This is a genomic window from Desulfoconvexum algidum (assembly GCF_055382125.1).
The window spans coordinates 4,263,176-4,284,585 of sequence record NZ_AP042394.1 but is presented as its reverse complement, the minus strand read 5'-3'; the positions used below and the strand labels follow the sequence as shown (position 1 = coordinate 4,284,585).

Here is a 21,410-nt window from a genome sequence, read left to right as displayed (position 1 = left end):
TATGTATCTCCTTTAAAGAATGATTAAAAGTTGATATTTTTTAAACTACCATGTTACAGCATCTGTTTCAAGCAAAGCTTGATTTCATCAGGGGTGGACCTTCCATTTGGAATCTGTTATTCTTTCCATTTTTTTGCAGGCAGAAACTTCCATGGGGTCAAGCGTTCAATCCAACATCCTCCGGCTTTACATCATCAAGTTGTCCAAGTGGCTCATGCTGATCATGCCCATTGTGTTTTTGTTTTACAAGGAGAATGGTCTTGTCACCCGGGATCTCTTTTTGCTCAAGGCAATTTATTCCTTTGCCATCGTTCTTTTTGAGGTGCCTTCGGGATATTTCGGTGATATCTTTGGGAGAAAATGTTCCCTGGTACTGGGGAGTGTCCTGGGATTTCTCGGATTTGCTCTGTATTGTGTTTCCACCGGGTTTTGGGGATTTTTAATCTGTGAGGTTATCCTGGGCATCGGCATGAGTTTCATATCCGGTTCTGATTCAGCTCTGCTCTATGATACCCTGCAGGCGGCAAAAAAAGAAAAAGACTACCTCAAGATCGAGGGGCGGCTGATTTCTGCGGGTAATTTTGCCGAAGCTGTGGCAGCTCCTCTCGGGGTTCTCATCGCCCTCATGGGCCTTCGCACCCCCTTTTATTTCCAAACGGCTATTGCCTTTGCCGCTATTCCGGCCGCCTTGACCCTGATTGAACCCGGGCAAGGTCGCATCCGGGGCCAATCTGGTTTTCAAGAAATCTTTAAGATTATACGATTTGCAATGAAGGATCACAGGGGATTGCAATCCACCATCCTCTATTCATCGGTTATCGGGACGGCCACATTGACCATGGCCTGGTTTGTTCAGCCCTATTTTGTTTTTTTGTCATTGCCCCTGGCTTTTTACGGGGTTGTCATTCCCCTCTTAAATCTGACAACCGGATTTGTCTCAATGCAGGCATATCGGGTTGAAAAATGGCTTGGCCGGGAGGCCACCATTTTGTTCATCGCCCTTGGAATAGCCTCGGGGTATTTTTTGCTCGGGATTTCCAGGGGCCTGGGAGCCCTGGCATTTTTGTTTTTATTTTATATCATCCGGGGACTTGCCACGCCGATTTTGAAAAACCAGATCAATGAGATCACCCCTTCTTCGATCCGGGCCACAGTTCTTTCCATCCGAAATCTCATTATCCGGCTGACCTTTGCCATATTGGGGCCTTTTCTGGGTTTTCAGGCGGACCGGGCCGGGCTGCCCGAGGCACTTGTTATGGGAGCTGCTTTTTTCCTGGCTACAGGGTGTGTGTCAGCTTTTTACCTCATCCGTACTTCCAGAAAAATTTCGTTGAACAGCATGGTTTTATCATCCATGGATTCAGGTGCCGTGAATAAAAAAAATTAGCCCGTGATCAATATTTTAGGTAATCGGTTGCCTTCTTTACAAGTGGTAGCGTTTTTGATTGCATATTGAACATACGTTTGATAGCAGGTGAAGCATGAACAAGTTGTTATAATTGAACACCACTATCACACAGGTATTTTAAAGAAGCAGTGGGGCTTGCATTTGAATTATTCTGGAGATTATAGTTATGACGTATAATTTTGATCCGGATAAATGGTATGATAATGAATTGTATTTAATTCAATCAAAATTAAAAACCGGTAAAATAACACAGAATGAATATGATATAGCCGTTGAGGTCCTGGACAAAAAACTTGAAGAAATGTGGGAGCGGTTGGATGGGACCTATCAGATAGATCCTGATAACTCTAAGAATATGAACTGTTAAAATACCAACATTCCATTAGACACAGAAAACAAACGTATCCATGGACCTCGTGTCATGGATAGCATTGACCAAGGTGAATATTCCATAAATTACCCCACAAAGCAAAAAAGGCTTTCAACCAAAAAGCTGAAAACCCGTTGCTGTTAAGTGGCTGGGTGATAAGGATTTGAACCTTAATTGACGGAGTCAGAGTCCGTAGTCCTGCCATTGGACGATCACCCACCATATTTAACGTTTGGGTATATACATTAAACCTGAAAATGAGTCAACCATTTTTTTGGTTGAAAAGTTGGTAATTTTGGGGAAATATGATAGATTTTCAATCAGAAACGGTGGTTGGATTTTAAACAATGCTTTATCGGGAGGTGGGGTATGGCAGTCACTGTATTGATCAGAAGAAAAATAACGCCCGATACCGGGGAGCTTCTTGAAAATATTTACCAAGAACTGGTTGTTCTGGCAGTTCAGCAGAAAGGATACCTGAGTGCTGAATCCATGAGGCGGGTGGATGTAACGGATGAACATCTGGTGATATGCAAGTGGGAACATATTGACGATTGGGCAAAATGGCTGATAAGTGGAGCTCGGATGGAGCTTCAGGAACGGATTGATGCCCTGATAAATTCAAAAACAAGATATGAAATATATGAGTAGCAAATAAATGGAAAGATCACCGGCAGGTATTGATAAAATTGAAATTCTAACCAAACAATTAAAAGGAATGGGGAAAATAGCCCTGGCATTTTCAGGTGGGGTGGATTCCACCTTTCTTCTGGCAATGGCAAAGCAAGCTGTGCCTGAAAAGCTTCTGGCTATCACGGTGGTCTCCCAGTTTTTTACCAAAGAAGAAAAGTTATTGGCAAAAAAACTGGCTGACACCATGGGGGTGGACCATATCTGTCTGGATCTGGATATTCTGGGCGAGGCCCGGGTGGTCCGCAATACGTCTCAAAGGTGTTATTTTTGTAAGACCCAAATTTTTTCCCTGGTCCGGGAAACAGCTATCAAGAATGGAATTGACACCCTTTTACATGCTGTTAATATGGATGATTTAGGGGATTACCGGCCTGGACTTGAGGCGGCAAAAGAATTGGGCTTTCTGGCGCCCCTGGTGGAGGTCGGGTTTTCAAAAAAAGAGATCCGGGCATGTTCAAGGCAGATGGGGCTTGAAACCTGGAACCTGCCCTCCCAGTCTTGTTTGGCGACTCGGATCCCCTATCATGATCTGATTACCCGGGAAAAACTTGGGATGATAGACCGGGGGGAATCCTTTTTGCGGAAACTGGGGTTTCGTGACTTTCGGGTGCGGTGTCACGGAAATATGGCCCGGATTGAAATGGATCCTGAAGGCTTTTCTTCCCTTATGGAGGGGGATACGCGTCGGACGATATCCCGGGGGTTCAAAAAAATTGGATTCGAATATGTCGCCTGTGATCTTGAAGGTTATAAAACAGGGAATATGAATAAATTTAAAAAACAATGAGAGATAAATGAAATATTCAGAGGCAAAATCAGGGCGGGTGTTCGTCCTTCGACTTGAGGACGGGGATGTGGTTCATGAAGTTATTGAATCCTTTGCCAGAAAACAGGGGATCATGGCGGCTTCCATGATTGTTCTGGGTGGGGCAGATGCAGGCAGCACCATTGTAACCGGGCCGGAACAGGGCCGGGCACCGATCATTGTTCCGAAAACCCGGGTGTTGGACAATGTCCATGAAGTGGCTGGCACCGGCACTTTGTTTCCCGATGAAGCCGGAACACCAGTGCTTCATCTGCACATGGCATGTGGCCGGGGAGGGTCAACCATTACGGGTTGTGTGCGAAATGGGGTGCGGGTGTGGCATGTAATGGAGGTCATCTTGTATGAGCTTTTAGATTCAACAGGGAAGCGGAAAAAAGATAGGGCAACGGGATTTGATTTGCTGGTTCCATGAGAAGTTGGGGGGGGGTAAAATTTCTAACCTGAAGCGCATGAAGGGGTTGTTATTTTCTCCCTGCGCTTCAGGGTCGTTTGATCGGTCTGCTTGGCACTGGAACCTAGGTTATCTGTTCTGAATTTCAAGGCCGTTGAAAAAGTAACCGATTTCAAATGCAGCTGTTTCAGGGGCATCAGACCCATGGACCACATTTTTTTCAATATCCGTTGCAAAATCTTTCCGAATGGTGCCTTCGTCGGCATCTTTAAAATTGGTGGCACCCATGAGCTTTCTATTTCGTGCGATAACGTCATCCCCTTCAAGGACCATGACAACAATGGGACCCGAGGTCATGAAATCGGTGAGGCTATCAAAAAAAGGTCGTTCCTTGTGAACCGCGTAAAAACCCTGGGCCTGGGGTTTGGACAATTGAATCATTTTCATTGCGGCGATTTTAATCCCTTCGGTTTCAAACCGTTTGACGACTTCACCGATAACATTTTTTTGAACCCCATCGGGTTTGATAATTGAGAGTGTTCTTTCCATGTTTCTTTCCTTTTGTTTATTATTAATTGGTTTTTTAACTGTTTCTTTTAAAATGGGCTTGAAAAATAGCACAACACCATATTATAAGTCAATCTTTATGCGATGGGCTGCAAGGACAAGCCAATAGCGGTTAAATGAACACAAAAATAGGATGTGCCCGGGTGAAAAATATTTTGAAAATTGGGGTGACAGGATCGGCTGGCTCCGGTAAAAGCCTGGTCTGTCAGGGGCTTAAAACCCTTGGACTTGTGACCTTTGATTGTGACCTTATTGCCCGGCAGATAGTTGAGCCCGGGCAAAAAGCCTATGAAGGGGTGGTGTCTTGTTTCGGACCGGATGTGGTCAAGCAGGACAAAACCCTTGACAGGGCAAGGCTACGAAATATGATGATCAACCGGCCTGATTTGCGCCGGCAGCTGGAGTCCTTGCTGCATCCCCTTATTATTGCGCAGATGGTGTTGCAGATGGAGACCGCTGTTTATGATAGAGAGCCTGCCTGTGCTGTGGAGGTTCCGCTGTTGTTTGAGTTGGGAATGGCGGCCAAATTTGATGTGACGGTGGTGGTGGTGGCAACCCGGGAAGCTTTGGTGGCGCGTATTTCCAATAGGGATAAGGTGGCAGCAAAAAGTGCTGAAAAGATGCTGGCGTTGCAGATGGCCCAGGAAGAAAAAATAAACCAGGCAGATCATGCGATTGAAAATAATGGAAACCCGGGTGAACTCTTTGAATCTGTTGAAAAATTTTACACTAAAATTAAAAAAGAATTCTTGACAATAAAATCATAATATTTTAATTATCAAGTGACAATACAATGAATTTCGATTATCTGTCTATTTTTCCACAAAATATCGATATTTCCAGATTATCAGAATCAAAAAGGTATTCCTAAAAAAAACAACGTCCTAAAAAAACCAACCCTACAATACAATACAATAAATCAATGAAAAACAAACCAAAGAGAAAGTAACCGGGAGATCGAATGAATCTTGTAGACCTTAATAAAATGAAAATAAGTGAGCTGTCAAAACTTGCAAAAGAGTTTAAAATTCAGGGATTTGGCGGTTTAAAAAAACAAGATTTGATCTTTGCTTTGCTCCAGGCCAGTGTTGAAGAAAGCGGCCAGGTTTACGGAGAGGGCACCCTTGAGATTCTTCCGGACGGATTTGGTTTTTTAAGGGCGGCCGGTTACAATTATCTTCCCGGCCCCGATGATATTTATGTGTCACCTTCCCAGATTCGGCGGTTTAACCTGAGAACCGGAGACACTGTTTCAGGTCAGGTACGCCAGCCAAAAGATTCCGAGAGATATTTTGCCCTGCTCAAAGTGGAGGCGGTGAATTTTCAGAATCCGGATCTTGCTGCCGAGACCATTTTGTTTGATAACCTTCTGCCCCTTTACCCCGAGCGGAAGATGATGCTTGAGGCGGAATCAGATAATTATTCCATGCGGGTGCTGGATATGATGTGTCCCATTGGATTCGGTCAAAGAGGGTTGATTGTGTCGCCGCCCAAGGCGGGTAAGACCATGCTGTTGCAGAATATTGCCAACTCCATGATCAAGGCCCATAAGGATATCATCCCCATGATCGTTCTCATTGACGAACGGCCGGAAGAGGTAACCGATATGGCCCGTTCCGTTGATGCTGAAGTGGTGAGTTCTACCTTTGATGAACCTGCGGAGCGTCATGTTCAGGTGGCGGAAATGGTGATTGAAAAAGCCAAACGGATTGTGGAGCAGGGCCATGATGTGGTCATTCTCCTGGACAGCATCACCCGTCTTGCCCGTGCCTACAACTCTGTGATGCCACCATCGGGTAAAATTCTTTCCGGTGGGGTGGATTCCAATGCCCTTGACCGGCCCAAACGGTTTTTTGGTGCTGCCCGTAATATTGAAGACGGCGGCAGCCTGACCATTATTGCTACGGCTCTGGTTGATACCGGCAGTCGGATGGATGAGGTTATTTTTGAAGAATTTAAGGGAACGGGTAACCTGGAGCTGGTTCTGGATAGAAAACTTGCGGATAAAAGAATTTATCCGGCCATTGATATGAACAAGTCTGGAACCCGAAAAGAAGAACTGTTGCTGGATCCCTCGGTTTTGAACCGGGTCTGGATTTTGAGAAAATTGTTGTCAAGTTTGAATTCTGTTGATAGTATGCAGTTTTTACTTGAAAAAATGAAAGGAACAAAGGATAATGCTGAGTTCCTTGATTTGATGAATTCATAAGAATAAGATAGGATAGGATTTGTATCTATTATTTTTAATAAAGACCCTTGGATAAGGGTTGGTAAGGAGTTTTACAGAAAATGAAAAAAGACATACATCCCAAGTACACAAATACAACAGCTACTTGTGCATGTGGCGCAACATTTGAGGTGGGATCCACAAGAGAAAATATCAAGGTTGAAATTTGCTCACAGTGCCATCCGTTTTTTACGGGTAAACAAAAACTGGTTGACTCTGCCGGCAGAATTGATCGCTTTAAAAAGAAATATGCAGGGTTTGACGCGTCTAAACTCGTTTAAAGGCGAAAACAATCCAGAAAACCGAAAAAGGGGGCTTCTTCAAAGCGCCCCTTTTGCGTTTGTAAATAGGGTTGATACAATATGATTCATAAATTAAAAGGCATTGAAGAGCGATTTATCAAGGTGGAGCAGTTGTTGAGTGACCCCAGTATTCTTGGTGATCAGAAAAAATATCAGGAGTATTTAAAAGAGCATGGAGAGCTTAACAAGATTGTTCCGGTGTTCAGGGAATATGAAGGGCTTTTAGGCGAGCTTGCGGAAGCAAAAGCTTTTTTAAGGGATGATGATCCTGATATCCGCAGTATGGCAAAGGAAGAGATTCCTAATCTTGAAAGTCAGATTGCTGATTTGAACGCACAGATCAACCTTCTTTTAATACCCAAAGATCCCAGGGATGCAAAGAATGTCCTCCTTGAAATCAGGGCGGGCACCGGTGGGGAAGAAGCCGGTCTTTTTGCCGGGGATCTTTTTAGAATGTATTCCCGGTATGCGGAGTCAAAATCCTGGAAAGTTGAAATTGTTGAAAAAAATGGGTCTAGTTCCGGCGGGTTCAAGGAAGTGGTTGCCCTTATCCGGGGGAAAGGCGTTTTTTCCAGTTTCAAATATGAGAGCGGCACCCATAGGGTGCAGCGGGTTCCGAGCACCGAGACCCAGGGGCGGGTTCATACCTCTGCTGTGACCGTGGCCGTTCTCTGCGAGGCCGAGGATGTTGATGTTGACATCAGCCCGTCCGATATCAAGGTGGATGTGTTCCGGGCGTCGGGTCCTGGCGGCCAGTCGGTTAATACCACGGATTCTGCTGTCCGAGTTACCCATATTCCCACGGGGGTGGTGGCCACCTGCCAGGATGAAAAATCCCAGCACAAAAATAAGGAAAAGGCCATGGGAGTACTTAAGTCCCGTGTTCTGGACGCAAAAATAAGAGAAGAAGACGCAAAAAGGGCTGCCGATCGGAAGGGCCAGGTGGGTACCGGAGATCGGAGCGGCAGGATTAGAACTTATAATTATCCCCAGGGCAGGATGACCGATCATCGAGTCGGACTCACCCTTTACCGGCTGGACAGCATTATGGAAGGGGATATTCAAGAAATTGTCGATGAACTTACAGCCTATAACCAGGCCCAGTCATTAAAAGATATGGGGTAAAGCTCATTGATTGACTGGACCATCATCAAACTTCTTACCTGGACAAAATCCTATTTTAAAGACCATTGCATAGACAGCCCCAGGCTCACCGCCGAGATCCTTCTTGGTTTCAGCCTTGGTATTCGGCGTCTGGATCTTTATCTTCAGCATGACAGGCCCCTGGAAAAGGCTGAGCTTACCCGGTTTAAAACCTTGCTCAAGCGGCGAATCGGGCGGGAACCGGTTGCCTACATTACCGGCGAAAAAGGCTTCTATGAATCCGATTTTCAGGTTAAAAAAGGGGTGTTGATACCGAGGCCTGATACCGAGGTGATGGTTGAAACAGCCATTGGCCTTTTGGGGCGCGGTAAGGCTGTTTCCGGGGAAAAAAAAGTACTGGAACTTGGGGTGGGATCGGGCGCCATTGTGATATCTCTGGCCAAAGCCTGCCCCGGGCATGTTTATTTCGGCTGTGACCTATCTTCTGTTGCCCTGGAGACTGCAAAACAGAATGCTGTTTTGCTGGCCGAAACGCCCATCCGATTTTTTCAGGGGTCCTGGCTTGATGCCGTTGACCTTAGGGAATCATTTGATCTGATTTTATCCAATCCGCCTTATATACCCACACGAGACATTCAAGATCTGGCACCTGAGATAAAACTTCATGAACCCATGCTGGCCCTGGATGGCGGTGGGGACGGGCTTGATTCTATCCGGGAAATAGTGGATAGGGCAAGGGCTTGCCTGGTTCCCGGGGGAACACTTCTCATTGAGATGGGGTTTGATCAGCAAGAAGGGGTGGCAGCTATTGTTGAGACTTTTTTTGAATATGAACCGATTGAATTTATAAAAGATCTGGCCGGACATACCCGGCTGGTAGTTGTTAGGAAAATGGGTTAAAAAATGGATTGATTATCCTGTCGTTATTTGATATATAAATCGGGATTTTGTTTTAACAAGTAAAAACGCACATCCATGGACCTGGAATCAGGTGCTTTTAATCGAGTCGATTTTCAGGGTTGAAGTGGGTGAAGGTAGCAAAAACCATTAATTTAATTTGGAGAACAAATGGCTTACATTACAATCAGAGAGCTTTTGGAAGCAGGTGTTCATTTCGGACATCAGACAAAACGATGGAACCCGAAGATGAAGAAATATATCTTTGGTGCAAGAAACGGTATTTACATCATAGATCTTCAGCAGACAGTAAAGATGTATAGAAAAGCCCATGATTTTATCAAAGGGGTTGCCGCAGAAGGGAAGGATATTCTTTTCGTGGGCACCAAAAAACAGGCATCTGAATCCATTTATGAAGAAGCCAACCGTTCTGAGTCTTTTTATGTTGAAAACAGATGGCTGGGGGGGATGTTGACCAACTTCCAGACCATTAAGAATAATATTACCCGGTTTCATTTTTTGAAGTCCCTTGAGGATGACGGAAGCCTTGAAAATTATCCCAAGAAAGAACAGGCCAAAATGCTCAAGGATAAAGTAAAACTTGAGTTTTCCATCGGTGGTATCAGCACCATGAAACGCCTGCCCGGTGCTATTTTTATCATTGATCCTAAAAATGAAGCCATTGCCATTAAAGAGGGAAAACGTCTGGGAATTCCCATTGTTGCTGTTGTCGATACCAATTGTGATCCCGATGATATCGATTTTGTTATCCCGGGTAATGACGATGCCATCAGATCTATCCGTTTGTTTGCCTCCCGTATTGCCGATGCCACCATTGAAGGTCACCAGATTTATCAGGAACGGCAGAATGCTGAATCTGATAAGGGTGAAGCAGAAGGCCGGCCAGCTGAAAAACTTGAGGAAAAAGTGGGCGTTGAAGTGCTTTCAGATGGCACAGACGGCCCTGTGGTTGAAAAAATTATTCGAAAAACCGCACCGGTTGAAGCAACAGAAGCCGTTGAAAATATTGAAGCAACAGAAACTATTGCCCCAGCCGTTGAAGCAGTTGATGCAACAAAAGAAGTGACTGAATAAGATAATATAGGAGCAAAATAAAATGGTGGAAATTTCTGCAGCAATGGTAAAAGAACTTCGGGCTGCGACCGGATCCGGTATCATGGATTGTAAGCGGGTCCTTGCCGAAGCAGAGGGTGATTATGAAACGGCAGTGGATCTTTTGAGAAAAAAAGGGCTTGCCAAGGCAGCAAAAAGGTCGGGGCGTTCTACCTCTGAAGGCCTTATCTATTCTTATATCCATACCGGCTCAAAACTGGGTGTTCTTGTTGAAGTGAATTGCGAATCTGATTTTGTGGCTAAAACAGACGATTTCCAAACGTTTGTAAAAAATATTGCCATGCATATTGCCGCTGCAAATCCAGCGGGTCTGGCTTCCGAGGATGTGGATCCGGCAATTATTGAAAAAGAGAGGGAAATTTATACCGCTCAGATGCTTGAAGAGGGCAAACCTGAAAAGATGATTGCTAAAATTGTAGATGGTAAAATTGAAAAATTTTACAAAGAGGTCTGCCTGATGAGCCAGCAATATGTCAAAGACCCCCAGAAAACCATTACAGATGTCCTCAAAGAAACCATTGCAAAAATTGGCGAAAATATTCAGATTAAAAGATTTGTACGTTTCCAAATAGGAGAATAAATCTTGGAGAAAAAGCCTGAGTTTAAAAGGATTCTGATTAAACTGAGTGGCGAAGCCCTGATGGGAAATCAGGGCTTTGGCATCACCCCTGAAATGATCCATTATGTGGCCGAAGAAATTGCCAAGGTCTATCGACTGGGGGTGGAAATCTCTGTGGTTGTGGGCGGCGGGAATATTTTCAGGGGAGTTGCCGGCAGTTCTGCGGGTATGGACAGGACTTCTGCTGATAACATGGGAATGCTTGCAACCGTGATCAACAGCCTGGCCCTTTGTGATGCACTGGAAAAATGCGGGGTGCCCACCCGGGTTCAGTCTGCCATTAGAATGGACAAAATTGCAGAGCCGTTTATCCGGAGAAAGGCAATCCGTCATCTTGAAAAAGGCCGGGTGGTTATATTTGCTGCAGGGACGGGCAACCCATATTTTACAACAGATACAGCTGCTGTGTTACGGGGTCATGAGACCCGGGCTCAAATTCTTTTTAAGGCAACCCAGGTGGATGGTGTCTATGACAAGGACCCCGTGGTCCATAATGATGCAGTTCGATTTGACGAACTCTCCTATATGCGCATTATTGAAAAACAATTGCATGTAATGGATATGACTGCCATCTCCCTTGCCATGGAACATGATCTTCCCCTCCAGGTGTTTGATCTTCACAAGGCCGATAATATTTATAAGGCCGTCTTGGGCGAGGATATCGGTACCCGGATATATAATAAATAAGTTCACCCCAAGAACTATTATCAGTGAAATGTGACTGTTTTTCTGATAATAGTTCTTGTTGGTAGTTGTTACCTCTTATTTTAGGATGCATTGTTATGATAAATGAAGTGCTCGAAGAAACCAAAGACAGGATGGGGAAATCTGAAATTGCGTTTGAAAAGGAATTGACAAAGGTCCGTACTGGTAGAGCATCTCAGGCAATACTTGACGGAGTGAGAGTCGATTATTATGGCGTACAGACCCTTCTTCCCCAGATGGCCACTGTGTCCATTCCAGAAAGTCGGTTGATCACGGTTAAGCCCTGGGATATAAGTGTTATCAATGAGGTTGAAAAGGCAATTCATAAGGCAAACCTTGGCCTTACGCCTTCCAATGACGGCAAATTAATTCGGATTTCCATTCCCCCCCTGACTGAAGACCGAAGAAAAGAAATAGCCAAAAGTGCTTCCAAAATTTGCGAAGACTATAAAGTCGCTGTCCGAAATATCAGAAGAGATTCCAATGAAATGCTTAAGGATCTTCAACGAGAAGGAGACATTTCCGAGGATGACAGTTTTAAGGGTCAAAAACAGGTTCAGGATTTGACCGATGTATATATTAAAAAATTAGACGATATTTTTTCCGCCAAAGAAAAGGAAATCCTTGAAGTCTGATATGATACAAGACGATAGGCTTGATTCGGAAAAACTTCCTTTCCATGTTGCCATGATAATGGACGGCAACGGCCGCTGGGCCAAAAAGCGGCTGATGAACCGTGTTAAAGGCCATGAGAGAGGCTCCCAGACGGTTCGCTCCATTGTAACCGCTGCAAGGGAGATGGGCATTGGAATGCTCACCTTGTATGCGTTTTCCACTGAAAACTGGGAACGGCCAAAGATCGAAGTTTCGGCATTGATGATGTTGTTAAAGAAATTTTTGGTCTCTGAACGGGATGAGCTGATCTCACAGGGCGTTCGGCTGAACATATTGGGGCAACAAGAAAAACTGCCTGAAGATGTCCGGCGAGAGGCGGATAAAACCGTGGAATTGACGCGCAATAATCAGGGTATGGTATTAAATTTGGCCCTGAGCTACGGTAGCCGTCAGGAGATTACCGACGGGGTTCAAACCCTTGCCCGGAAAATAAAAACCGGCCTCATTCAACCCCAAGACATTAATGAAGAAATGATTTCCGATCATCTATATACCCGGCAGATGCCGGATCCTGATTTGATCGTCAGAACCAGCGGGGAGTTTCGGCTCAGCAATTTTATGCTGTGGCAGGCCGCCTATTCAGAACTGTTTATTACCCAAACCCTGTGGCCGGATTTTACAAGAGAAGAATTTAATGAGATTTTAATAAACTTTCAAAAAAGGGACCGACGGTTCGGTCGAGTAAAATGCAACACCTTAAACGATGGCTCACCGCAATAATACTTGGCCCCCTTGTTTTATGGATTCTCATACGAGGAAATACCCTCCTATTGGCTGTTATGGTATCAACCGTTTCAGTGGCTTCTGTCCGGGAATACCTGCGGATTGCGCTGGGTCGGACTTCTTTTGGCAATGATACAGCGCCGGCTTCCCATACCCTTAAACTAATTTCCTATGCCGTTTCCATGGCGCTTGTCATTGGGGCATGTCTGGGGTCCTGGCAGGTTTTGTTTCTGGTCCTTGCCCTGAATCTATTGATCCTGTCCATCTTTGTCCTCGCCCGTTTTCCCTCTGACCCCCATGTTTTTGATATCATATCCAAACAGGTGCTGGGAATTGTTTATATTCCCGTTTCCCTTTCTCTATTGGTTTTTCTTAAGGACCTGGACGGCGGAACCCTTTGGATCCTCTGGCTTTTGATTGTTATCTTTGCCAATGATACCGGCGCCTTTTATACCGGCACTTTTTTTGGTAAACACAAACTTGCCCCTAATATCAGTCCCAACAAGACAATTGAAGGGTCCATTGGGGGGATTGTCTTTTCCATGGTTTTGGGTTTCAGCTTTTCCCTTGTCTTTTTTGACAGCTTTCATCTGGCATTGCTTACCATCCCCTGCTCCTTTATGGTGGCAGTGGCAGGCCAGATTGGGGATCTGTTTGAGTCCGCCATGAAACGGGCTGCCAATATTAAGGATTCCGGACGGATTCTGCCGGGACATGGGGGGATGCTGGACCGGATTGACGGCCTGCTGCTGGCGGTTCCCGTTCTCTATGTCTACCTGGTCTTTGTGATATGAAGCTTAGCATATTGGGATCCACCGGATCCATCGGCACCAGTGCCCTGGATGTCGTCAGAATGTATCCAAATCTGTTTAATGTCAAGGTTTTGACCGCAGCGAATAATATTGCGCTTTTGGTCCGGCAGATTGAAGAATTTGAACCTGAAATGGTGGTGGTATTAGACGAGACAAAAGCCTTTGAACTGGCCAGGTCCCTGACCGGGAACTGCAAACCTGAAATCCTATATGGGGAATCGGGCTATGTGACGGCCGCTGCCTGGAAATCTTCGGATTTTGTTTTACTGGCCATGGTGGGGGCTGCTGGATTAAAACCGGCCCTTGCCGCCATTGAGGCCAAAAAACAAATCGGTCTGGCCAACAAAGAGACCCTTGTCATGGCAGGACAGATTGTCATGGAAAAGGCCCGGGCCAACGGGGTGGATATTTTGCCTGTGGATAGTGAACATTCGGCTATTTTCCAATGTCTGCGGGGTAACGAAACAAAGGATTTTAAACGCATTTTTCTGACCGCTTCCGGTGGACCTTTCAGACACCGCCCCGGTAAAGACTTTTCAAGTATTACCCTTGCAGATGCCCTGAATCATCCCACCTGGAATATGGGGCACAAGATCACCATTGATTCGGCCACCCTAATGAACAAAGGCCTTGAGGTTATTGAAGCGGTTCATTTGTTTAGCGTTTCTCCCGATGACATTGAGGTTCTGGTTCATCCTCAAAGTATTGTTCATTCAATGGTAGGGTTCAAGGATGGGTCCGTTATTGCCCAGATGGGAGTTCCGGACATGAAGGCGGCCATTTCCTATGCATTGTCCCAGCCTGGTCGCCTTGATCTGGGTGCTGATTTTCCTGACTTTACAACTCTTGGCTCTTTGACCTTTGATCCACCTGATGTGGATAAATTTCCTTCCCTGGGCTTTGCTTTTGAAGCCTGTAAACAAAAAGGAACCTTGCCAGCGGTGATGAATGCAGCCAATGAGGTTGCGGTTCAGGCCTTTCTTGCACAGCGGATAGGTTTTTTGGATATCTTTAACATAATTTCTAATACCATGGGACTTCATCGTCGCATTGACAATCCTGATCTTTCAGGTATTATTGAAGCCGATCAGTGGGCAAGGGAAACAGCCAAGTCCCTGATATAAAAGAGAGATATGAAAATGAGATATGAAAATGAGATATAAAAGAGAAAAAAAAGTGAGGTTTTAAATGGGGCATTCTGCACTTGCATTTGTTGTTGTAATTGGTATTCTTGTTTTTTTTCACGAATTGGGGCATTTCATAGCGGCAAGGCTTTGCGGTGTCGGAGTCGATGTGTTTTCCCTGGGATTCGGCCCTAAACTCTTAAAGAAAAAAGTTGGGCGGACCGAGTATTGTGTTTCTGCAATCCCTCTGGGTGGTTATGTGAAAATGGTGGGAGAGGAACCGGGAGCAACCATTGACCCCAGGGACGAGTCCTTGTCTTTTACCCATAAACCGCTGCTTCAAAAGAGTATCATTGTGGCTGCCGGGCCTGTCTTTAATTTTATTTTGTCCCTGTTTATCTTTTATGTGTTGTACCAGTTTTCAGGGATCTACATGGCCACCCCTGTTGTCGGCAAGGTTCTGGAAAACACGCCTGCTCTGGGTGCAGGACTTAAACCCGGTGATATTATCAAGGAAATTAACCAGAATCCCATAGAGTCCTTTGAAGATATTGCTCGGGTCATCGGTACCGGCAATGGTGAAAAACTGACCATTATCATTGAACGGGGCGAACAGATCACCAGCGTGGAACTCGTTCCTGAAAAACGGATCGGGAAAAATGTATTTGGCGAGGATGTGGACAAGTATGTCATTGGCATCCTGGGAACCGGCGAGACTTTTCATAAAAGTATGAATCCCTTGCAGGCCATGGGCCGTTCCATATCTGATACCTATGGGCTTGTGAAGCTGACCATTCTGTCTGTGGTCAAAATGGTGACTGGCAGTGTTTCTGCGGACAATCTGGGCGGACCTCTGATGATCGCCCAAATGGCAGGGGAACAGGCCAAAGCCGGAATCGTCAATTTTGCCTGGTTCATAGCATTGCTGTCCGTCAATCTGGGTATTATTAATTTGTTTCCCATCCCGGTTCTGGACGGGGGGCATTTGCTTTTTTTCGGAATTGAAGCGGTGACCGGGAAATCTGTCAGTGAAAAATTACGGGGAAAACTGATTCAGTTTGGTGCTGCACTGCTGGTGGCATTGATGGTCTTTGTTTTTTATAATGATATTGTTAGAATGATCAATGGTTGATACGAGTAAGCTGATAAAACCAATTTAATAAAACCAATTTTATAAAAACGGGTTAATAAAACCAGATAGATAAAATCAGATAGATAATATCGGGTGGATAATATGATTTCATGTATTGAAATTGCTCTTAAACAAGAGCTTCGGGATGCAGAAGCATCTTCCTTAAAGAAAAAAGCAGATTCCTACTTTGGAATCAAGATCGCATCGGCACGGTGTATTCACATGGTGACCATTGAATCAGATATGGAAAGGTCAGAACTTGATCGGGTAAAGGACGAGATCCTGACCAATCCGGTGACACAAGTTTCCAGTTTAACGCCTTTGGATATTGAGTTTGACTGGTGCATCTGGATCGGATTTCGGCCAGGCGTCAAGGATAACGCCGGTGCCACTGCCATGGAAGCGGTCAGTGATGTTCTGGGCAAAGTCCCTGGCAAGGAGGACGGCATTTACACCTCAAAGCGGTATTGTCTGAAAGGGGAAACCTTGACACGGGAAGCGGTTGAAATATTGGCAAGGCAGCTGTTGTCCAATCCCATCATCCAGCAGTTTAAAATTTTTTCCATTGAAGACTGGAATAAAGAAATCGGTGCCGATGTAAAGCCGGCCAAGGTGATTTTGGACCATACCCCCTGTTTTGAAACCATCTGCATCGATTCCGATGAGATGCTGTCACAAATCAGTGATGAGAGAAATTTGGCCTTGAACCCACGGGATATTCCGGTTATCCGGGAATATTTTCTAGAGCAAAAGGTTCTTGAAGAAAGAAAAAAAGTCGGGTTGTCCACCCCCACGGACCTGGAGCTGGAATATATTTCCCAGGCCAGAAGTGACCATTGCAATCACAACACCTTTAACGGTATTTTTCAATACACCGACGCTTCCACCCATGAGCATGTTGTGGAAAATTCTTTGTTTAAGACCTATATCCAGCAACCTACCCTGGCCCTTAAGGACCAAAAAGACTGGGTGGTATCTGTTCTATGGGACAATGCAGGGGTGGGTAAATTTGACGATGAGAACAATTATGTGATCACCGGTGAAACCCATAACTCTCCTTCCAACATGGAAGCCTATGGCGGGGCCATAACCGGTATTGTCGGGGTCTACCGGGATCCTATGGGAACGGGACTGGGTTCCAAGCTCTTCATGGGAAGTTTTGGGTTCTGTGTGGGGGATATCGGGTATGATGGTCCTTTGAGTCCTCCCCTTCATCCCAGGCGTCTTTTAGACGGGGTGATTGAAGGGGTCAAGGATGGCGGGAACAAAAGCGGGGTGCCCACCACATTCGGCCAGACCCTGTTTGATCCGGGGTATATGGGCAAAAGCCTGGTTTTTGTAACGGCGTTGGGGATTATGCCGGCCCTGCTTCAGGGCAAACCCAGCCATGAAAAGACAACTTCCCCCGGTGAATTGATCATCATGAGCGGGGGCCGTGTGGGCAAAGATGGTATCCACGGCGTTACGGCCTCGTCGGAAAGTTTCTCCGAAAATACACCGGCAGGACATGTTCAGATAGGAGATCCCTATACCCAGAAAAAAATGCATGATTTTCTTTTGATCTGCAGGGACGAAGGTTTGACCACCTTTATCACCGATAATGGTGGCGGGGGACTTTCTTCGTCCGTGGGGGAATCGGGTATGCTGTCCAATGGCTGTGAGGTCTGGCTGGACCGGGTGCCATTGAAATATGAAGGCCTGGACATGTGGGAAATCTGGATTTCCGAGTCCCAGGAACGCATGACCATTGCGGTAACACCCGAGAATCTGCCCAGGTTCATGGAATTGTCCCGGTTGCATGAGGTGGAAAGCACGGTGATTGGCGAATACACCAATACCGGAAAACTCCACATCAAGTATAAGGATGAAACCTGTGCCTATGTGGATATGGATCTGCTTGAAAAGGGATTTCCCTCCTGGGAGTTTGATGCGGTCTGGCTTTCTCCGGATGCCCGGGGGCTCACAGAACCGGTTATCAGCACGCCTTTAGATTTTAATGGGGTATTGACCCAGATGCTGGCCCGGCCCAATATCTGTTCCAAGGAATGGATTTTAAGGCAGTATGACCATGAGGTCCAGGGCGGTTCAGTGGTCAAACCCCTGGTGGGGGTTCTTCACAATATCCCTTCCGACGCTTCGGTGACGCGTCCTGTTTTGACATCTGACAAGGGGCTTGCCTTTTCCCAGAGTCTTCTGCCCTGGTACTCGAAGATTGATGCCTATCACATGATGGCTTGCACTATTGATGAAGCGGTTCGACGCCTCATGGCCGTTGGCGGCTCCTTTGACCATATCGGGGGGGTGGATAATTTTTGCTGGCCCAATATCGGGTTTGACGAAAAGAAAAATCCCGACGGTAAATTCAAGGCGGCCCAGCTGGTCCGGGCCTGTTGGGCCCTGAAAGATACCTGTATGGCCTATAAAATTCCCTTGCTTTCGGGCAAGGACAGCATGTATGTGGATGGCCACCTTGAGGGGCAATTTGGTGAACGGGTCAAGGTGTCTGCCCTTGAGACGGTTCAGTTTTCAGCCACTTCAGTTTTGGATGATATCTCAAAATGTGTGACCATGGACCCCAAGGTGACCGGCGATTTTGTCTATGTCATGGGGGCAACAAAAAATGAGTTGGGCGCATCTGAATATTACGATTTATTCGGCAAAACCGGAAAAAACATCCCCATAGTAGATTTTGATGCCAATAAAATTTGCTATAAAGTTTTGGAAAAATCCATTGATCGAGAGCTTGTCGCTTCCTGCCATGCCGTGGCAAGGGGGGGGCTTGGGGTGCATTTGGGCCTTATGGCAATGGCCGGGGGACTTGGTATGGAGATTGATCTGGCCGGTTTTCCCCTCGCCAATGATTCCAAAAAGGATCTAACAGATGAGATCCTCCTGTTCTCAGAGTCTGCCGGGCGGTTTGTTCTAACGGTAGCGCCTGAAAACAAATCTGTATTTGAAAAATTGTGTAAAGGACTTCCTGTCAGTTGTGTGGGGATTGTCACAGACAATCATACCTGTTTAAAAATAGACGGCCAGGATAAAAAATCCCTTGTTAATCTGTCTTGTGATGCCCTTGGTGCGGCATTTAACAAGACCTTTGGAGATTATATATGAAAAAGGTTAAAGCGCTTATTTTAACCGGTTTTGGCTTGAATTGCGATACTGAAACTGCTTTGGCCTTTGAACTGGCCGGAGCTGAGTCCCATAGGGTCCATATCAATTCACTGGTTTCCGGCAAGGAAAAATTATCAGATTATCATATCCTTGCCCTTGGCGGTGGATTCTCCTGGGGGGATGACCATGGTGCCGGTGTGATCCAGGCATTGAAACTTAAAAACCATATTGGCGCTGATTTGCTCTCGTTCGTTCGAGAAGGAAAATTGGTTGTCGGGATCTGTAACGGATTCCAGGCCCTTGTAAACCTTGGTCTTTTGCCGGGTCTTGGGGGAGACTATACCAAGCGGTCCGTCGCCATTACCTTTAATGACTGCGGAAATTTTCGGGATCAATGGGTTCATCTGGCCGGCAATGAAGAGAGCCCCTGTGTCTTTTCCCGAGGAATTGATCTGGCCGATTATCCCATTCGCCACGGGGAGGGCAAGGTGATTGCAGATCCAAAGGTGATTGCGCAACTTCTCGCCAATAACCAGGTGGTTTTCCAATATGCCGACAGCAAAGGAGCGCTTGCAAAGGGCACTTTTCCCTTAAATCCCAATGGGTCCATGGAAGATATTGCCGGCATCTGTGATCCGACCGGTCGAATCTTCGGGCTCATGCCCCATCCGGAAGGCTATAATCATTTTACAAATCATCCGGACTGGACCCGGGAAAAAGAACAACGAAAACGCCGGGGAGAGACAATGGAGAAGGGGTTGACAGTCGGTGTCCGCTTGTTTAAAAACGGGGTTGATTACATCCACGCTACTTTTTTTTAAATTGCCCAATCTTTTAAACGGAGCCTGAATCAACGTGCTGGGAACCCTTGTCAACTGCTTGGCCATTATCTGCGGCAGTCTTGTGGGAATTTTGTTTAAAAACGGGATTCCTGAAAAATATAATCAAACCGTGATGCAGGCCATCGGGCTTGCCGTTATTTTGGTGGGGATCAAAAGTGCGCTTGGGTGCGATGATCTTCTTATTATTATAATCAGTTTGGCTGTTGGTTCTGTTCTGGGCGAGTTCATCGGTATTGAATCCTACCTGGACAAATTGGGTAATTTTTTGGAAACAAAATTATTCAAAAATTCCAAAGGGTTTTCAACCGGTTTTGTCACGGCCGCTTTATTGTATTGTGTGGGATCCATGGCCATTGTGGGCTCCCTTGAAAGCGGACTCACCGGAAACCACGACACCCTTTTTGCCAAGGCCTGCCTGGATGGGATCTCCGGGATTATTCTGACCTCTTCCTTAGGGATTGGGGTGATGTTTTCCGCTGTGCCGGTTCTGATCTACCAGGGGGGAATTACCTTAATGGCAGGGGTATTAAAACCATTGCTGATACCTGCTGTGGTTAGCCAGATGTCAGGTACGGGCGGTCTTTTGATCCTGGCCCTGGGCCTGAATATGCTCCGGGAAAAAAAGATAAAGGTGGGCAATATGCTTCCGGCAATCTTTCTCCCCCTGATTTATTACCTGATTTGCCAGTTGTTTTAATTTTCCCAAGGATACGAACATAAAAAAAACGCCCCGGAGTTCAAATGGTTCCGGGGCGTTATTAATTATCAGCTTTAGCGTGTTTGTTCTCTCATGGTGATATCGTGTTTGCGTTCCTGAAGGGTCTTATGCCCCAAACTCCTGTCATGTTCCTCGGAATAGGGGGATGCACAGACTTTTTTTAGTTTCTCAACCTTACCTTCAACATCTTCCCGGTCTGCGCTGGAGAGTTCTTCAATGCAACTATTATAAGTCTTTTCAACTCTATTTTTAGCTTTTGTTGTCTGGTGCCTTCTCAGTGCTCTATCTTTCATATTCTGGCTCCTTTATAATAGTGTAGTTAAAACCTTCAATGAACACCTTTGCTTTATTATGGAAGCAAAGTCTTTGTTCGTGTATTAAAGGATAAACATCATGAAACTCTTTTTCAAGGGATTGATGAAAAAAAGTTTGTCTTGCCTAATAAAAAAAGGAGTTTTGTCATATTTAAAGTTTTCCCATCATGGTTGACAGCCTTATTGTATTTTTAAACCATAGTTAAAAACCTGTCACCATAGTGGTTCCAGCAATTTCGTCAACAATACAGGAATATTCTTTTCTGCCGCTTGCACTTGCCGGATCAGAGGTTCCACCCGTATGATAAATGGTTGCAAAAAAAAGTGTCGCATTACCACTGGCCCCCTGATTGCTATCTCCAACAATTGATGCTGCAACACCCTGAGATAATACAAAAATCGGACTTCTCGGATTTCCTGCCGAATCCATCCCTCCGACAGCTCCGCCTGTATTAATCTTAGTATAGTCAATGTCTTCATTGCTCATGGCTGCATTCGTGATACTATTCACTAGATTACGGGCATCTGACATGGCTGCAGAATCCATAGCCTTTGCCCTCATGGGCATATAGTTAAACATGGCAATTGATGCCAACACACTAATTATAGCGATGATTATCATCAATTCAACGAATGTAAATCCGCTTGTATCTTTTAAGGAGGTTTTTATGTTTCCTTTAAATAAATTCATTTGATCCTACCTTTTCTCATTT

24 protein-coding genes and 1 tRNA gene are annotated in these 21,410 nt (G+C 45.6%); 21 read left to right on the top strand and 4 right to left on the bottom strand.

Annotated features, from left to right (window positions below):
- Positions 1 to 106: 106 nt before the first annotated feature.
- Together ACZ45G_RS19440 and ACZ45G_RS19435 are read left to right on the top strand one after the other, a co-directional pair.
- Positions 107 to 1,387, top strand: coding sequence for an MFS transporter (locus ACZ45G_RS19440; RefSeq protein WP_464172156.1), 1,281 nt, complete (start codon positions 107 to 109; stop codon positions 1,385 to 1,387).
- A gap of 187 nt (positions 1,388 to 1,574) precedes the next feature.
- Positions 1,575 to 1,775 (top strand): hypothetical protein, encoded by a 201-nt coding sequence (locus ACZ45G_RS19435; RefSeq protein ID WP_464172155.1) that lies wholly within the window; start codon positions 1,575 to 1,577, stop codon positions 1,773 to 1,775.
- 148 nt (positions 1,776 to 1,923) lie between these two features.
- On the opposite strand, the gene ACZ45G_RS19430 is transcribed toward ACZ45G_RS19435, so the two are convergent.
- Positions 1,924 to 1,997 (bottom strand) — tRNA-Gln (locus tag ACZ45G_RS19430).
- 150 nt (positions 1,998 to 2,147) lie between these two features.
- Between ACZ45G_RS19430 and ACZ45G_RS19425 the strand changes: the two genes are divergently transcribed.
- Genes ACZ45G_RS19425 through ACZ45G_RS19415 form a run of 3 tightly spaced genes read left to right on the top strand, consistent with a single transcriptional unit; the run spans position 2,148 to position 3,709 of the window.
- The gene (locus ACZ45G_RS19425) at positions 2,148 to 2,429 is read left to right on the top strand and encodes an antibiotic biosynthesis monooxygenase family protein (protein WP_464172154.1); all 282 of its coding nucleotides are present in this window, start codon (positions 2,148 to 2,150) and stop codon (positions 2,427 to 2,429) included.
- 7 nt (positions 2,430 to 2,436) lie between these two features.
- Complete coding sequence (larE, locus tag ACZ45G_RS19420; RefSeq protein WP_464172153.1) at positions 2,437 to 3,258, top strand: ATP-dependent sacrificial sulfur transferase LarE; 822 nt, start codon at positions 2,437 to 2,439, stop codon at positions 3,256 to 3,258.
- A gap of 7 nt (positions 3,259 to 3,265) precedes the next feature.
- Positions 3,266 to 3,709, top strand: coding sequence for a PPC domain-containing DNA-binding protein (locus ACZ45G_RS19415; RefSeq protein ID WP_464172152.1), 444 nt, complete (start codon positions 3,266 to 3,268; stop codon positions 3,707 to 3,709).
- Positions 3,710 to 3,817: 108 nt separating this feature from the next.
- Here the strand turns inward: ACZ45G_RS19415 and ndk are convergent, their stop codons facing one another.
- A complete protein-coding gene (gene ndk, locus ACZ45G_RS19410; RefSeq protein ID WP_464172151.1) occupies positions 3,818 to 4,237 on the bottom strand; it encodes a nucleoside-diphosphate kinase in 420 nt (139 codons plus the stop codon).
- Positions 4,238 to 4,371: 134 nt separating this feature from the next.
- Here ndk and coaE point away from each other — a divergent pair, with 134 nt between their 5' ends.
- The 16 genes from coaE (at position 4,372) to ACZ45G_RS19330 (ending at position 20,362) form a co-directional block, all read left to right on the top strand.
- Positions 4,372 to 5,022, top strand: a complete 651-nt coding sequence (gene coaE / locus ACZ45G_RS19405; protein ID WP_464172150.1) for a dephospho-CoA kinase — start codon at positions 4,372 to 4,374, stop codon at positions 5,020 to 5,022.
- 194 nt (positions 5,023 to 5,216) lie between these two features.
- A complete protein-coding gene (gene rho / locus ACZ45G_RS19400) occupies positions 5,217 to 6,464 on the top strand; it encodes a transcription termination factor Rho (protein ID WP_464172149.1) in 1,248 nt (415 codons plus the stop codon).
- Positions 6,465 to 6,544: 80 nt separating this feature from the next.
- Complete coding sequence (gene rpmE, locus ACZ45G_RS19395) at positions 6,545 to 6,763, top strand: 50S ribosomal protein L31 (RefSeq protein ID WP_464172148.1); 219 nt, start codon at positions 6,545 to 6,547, stop codon at positions 6,761 to 6,763.
- 81 nt (positions 6,764 to 6,844) lie between these two features.
- Entirely contained in the window at positions 6,845 to 7,909 is a 1,065-nt protein-coding gene (gene prfA, locus ACZ45G_RS19390; protein ID WP_464172147.1) for a peptide chain release factor 1, read from the top strand.
- Positions 7,910 to 7,915: 6 nt separating this feature from the next.
- Positions 7,916 to 8,788, top strand: coding sequence for a peptide chain release factor N(5)-glutamine methyltransferase (gene prmC, locus ACZ45G_RS19385; RefSeq protein ID WP_464172146.1), 873 nt, complete (start codon positions 7,916 to 7,918; stop codon positions 8,786 to 8,788).
- 168 nt (positions 8,789 to 8,956) lie between these two features.
- Positions 8,957 to 9,880: a 30S ribosomal protein S2 gene (gene rpsB, locus ACZ45G_RS19380; protein ID WP_464172145.1), complete on the top strand. Its 924-nt coding sequence runs from the start codon at positions 8,957 to 8,959 to the stop codon at positions 9,878 to 9,880.
- Between the two features lie 22 nt (positions 9,881 to 9,902).
- Positions 9,903 to 10,499, top strand: a complete 597-nt coding sequence (tsf, locus tag ACZ45G_RS19375; protein ID WP_464172144.1) for a translation elongation factor Ts — start codon at positions 9,903 to 9,905, stop codon at positions 10,497 to 10,499.
- Positions 10,500 to 10,502: 3 nt separating this feature from the next.
- A complete protein-coding gene (gene pyrH, locus ACZ45G_RS19370; RefSeq protein ID WP_464172143.1) occupies positions 10,503 to 11,225 on the top strand; it encodes a UMP kinase in 723 nt (240 codons plus the stop codon).
- A 95-nt stretch (positions 11,226 to 11,320) separates the two neighbouring features.
- Positions 11,321 to 11,878: a ribosome recycling factor gene (gene frr, locus ACZ45G_RS19365; protein WP_464172142.1), complete on the top strand. Its 558-nt coding sequence runs from the start codon at positions 11,321 to 11,323 to the stop codon at positions 11,876 to 11,878.
- Positions 11,868 to 12,638, top strand: a complete 771-nt coding sequence (locus ACZ45G_RS19360) for an isoprenyl transferase (protein ID WP_464172141.1) — start codon at positions 11,868 to 11,870, stop codon at positions 12,636 to 12,638. The genes frr and ACZ45G_RS19360 overlap by 11 nt, the downstream gene beginning before the upstream one ends.
- Positions 12,605 to 13,435, top strand: a complete 831-nt coding sequence (locus ACZ45G_RS19355; protein ID WP_464172140.1) for a phosphatidate cytidylyltransferase — start codon at positions 12,605 to 12,607, stop codon at positions 13,433 to 13,435. Before ACZ45G_RS19360 ends, ACZ45G_RS19355 begins: the two co-directional genes overlap by 34 nt.
- Complete coding sequence (locus ACZ45G_RS19350) at positions 13,432 to 14,577, top strand: 1-deoxy-D-xylulose-5-phosphate reductoisomerase (protein ID WP_464172139.1); 1,146 nt, start codon at positions 13,432 to 13,434, stop codon at positions 14,575 to 14,577. The genes ACZ45G_RS19355 and ACZ45G_RS19350 overlap by 4 nt, the downstream gene beginning before the upstream one ends.
- Positions 14,578 to 14,641: 64 nt before the next feature.
- Positions 14,642 to 15,709: an RIP metalloprotease RseP gene (rseP, locus tag ACZ45G_RS19345; RefSeq protein ID WP_464172138.1), complete on the top strand. Its 1,068-nt coding sequence runs from the start codon at positions 14,642 to 14,644 to the stop codon at positions 15,707 to 15,709.
- A gap of 102 nt (positions 15,710 to 15,811) precedes the next feature.
- Positions 15,812 to 18,823, top strand: a complete 3,012-nt coding sequence (locus ACZ45G_RS19340; protein WP_464172137.1) for an AIR synthase-related protein — start codon at positions 15,812 to 15,814, stop codon at positions 18,821 to 18,823.
- Positions 18,820 to 19,644: a phosphoribosylformylglycinamidine synthase subunit PurQ gene (locus ACZ45G_RS19335; protein ID WP_464172136.1), complete on the top strand. Its 825-nt coding sequence runs from the start codon at positions 18,820 to 18,822 to the stop codon at positions 19,642 to 19,644. Before ACZ45G_RS19340 ends, ACZ45G_RS19335 begins: the two co-directional genes overlap by 4 nt.
- A gap of 34 nt (positions 19,645 to 19,678) precedes the next feature.
- Positions 19,679 to 20,362 (top strand): DUF554 domain-containing protein, encoded by a 684-nt coding sequence (locus tag ACZ45G_RS19330; RefSeq protein ID WP_464172135.1) that lies wholly within the window; start codon positions 19,679 to 19,681, stop codon positions 20,360 to 20,362.
- Between the two features lie 74 nt (positions 20,363 to 20,436).
- Here ACZ45G_RS19330 and ACZ45G_RS19325 read toward each other — a convergent pair whose 3' ends face one another.
- Positions 20,437 to 20,676, bottom strand: coding sequence for a hypothetical protein (locus ACZ45G_RS19325; RefSeq protein WP_464172134.1), 240 nt, complete (start codon positions 20,674 to 20,676; stop codon positions 20,437 to 20,439).
- A 223-nt stretch (positions 20,677 to 20,899) separates the two neighbouring features.
- Positions 20,900 to 21,388 (bottom strand): type II secretion system protein, encoded by a 489-nt coding sequence (locus ACZ45G_RS19320; RefSeq protein WP_464172133.1) that lies wholly within the window; start codon positions 21,386 to 21,388, stop codon positions 20,900 to 20,902.
- Between the last annotated feature and the right edge of the window lie 22 nt (positions 21,389 to 21,410).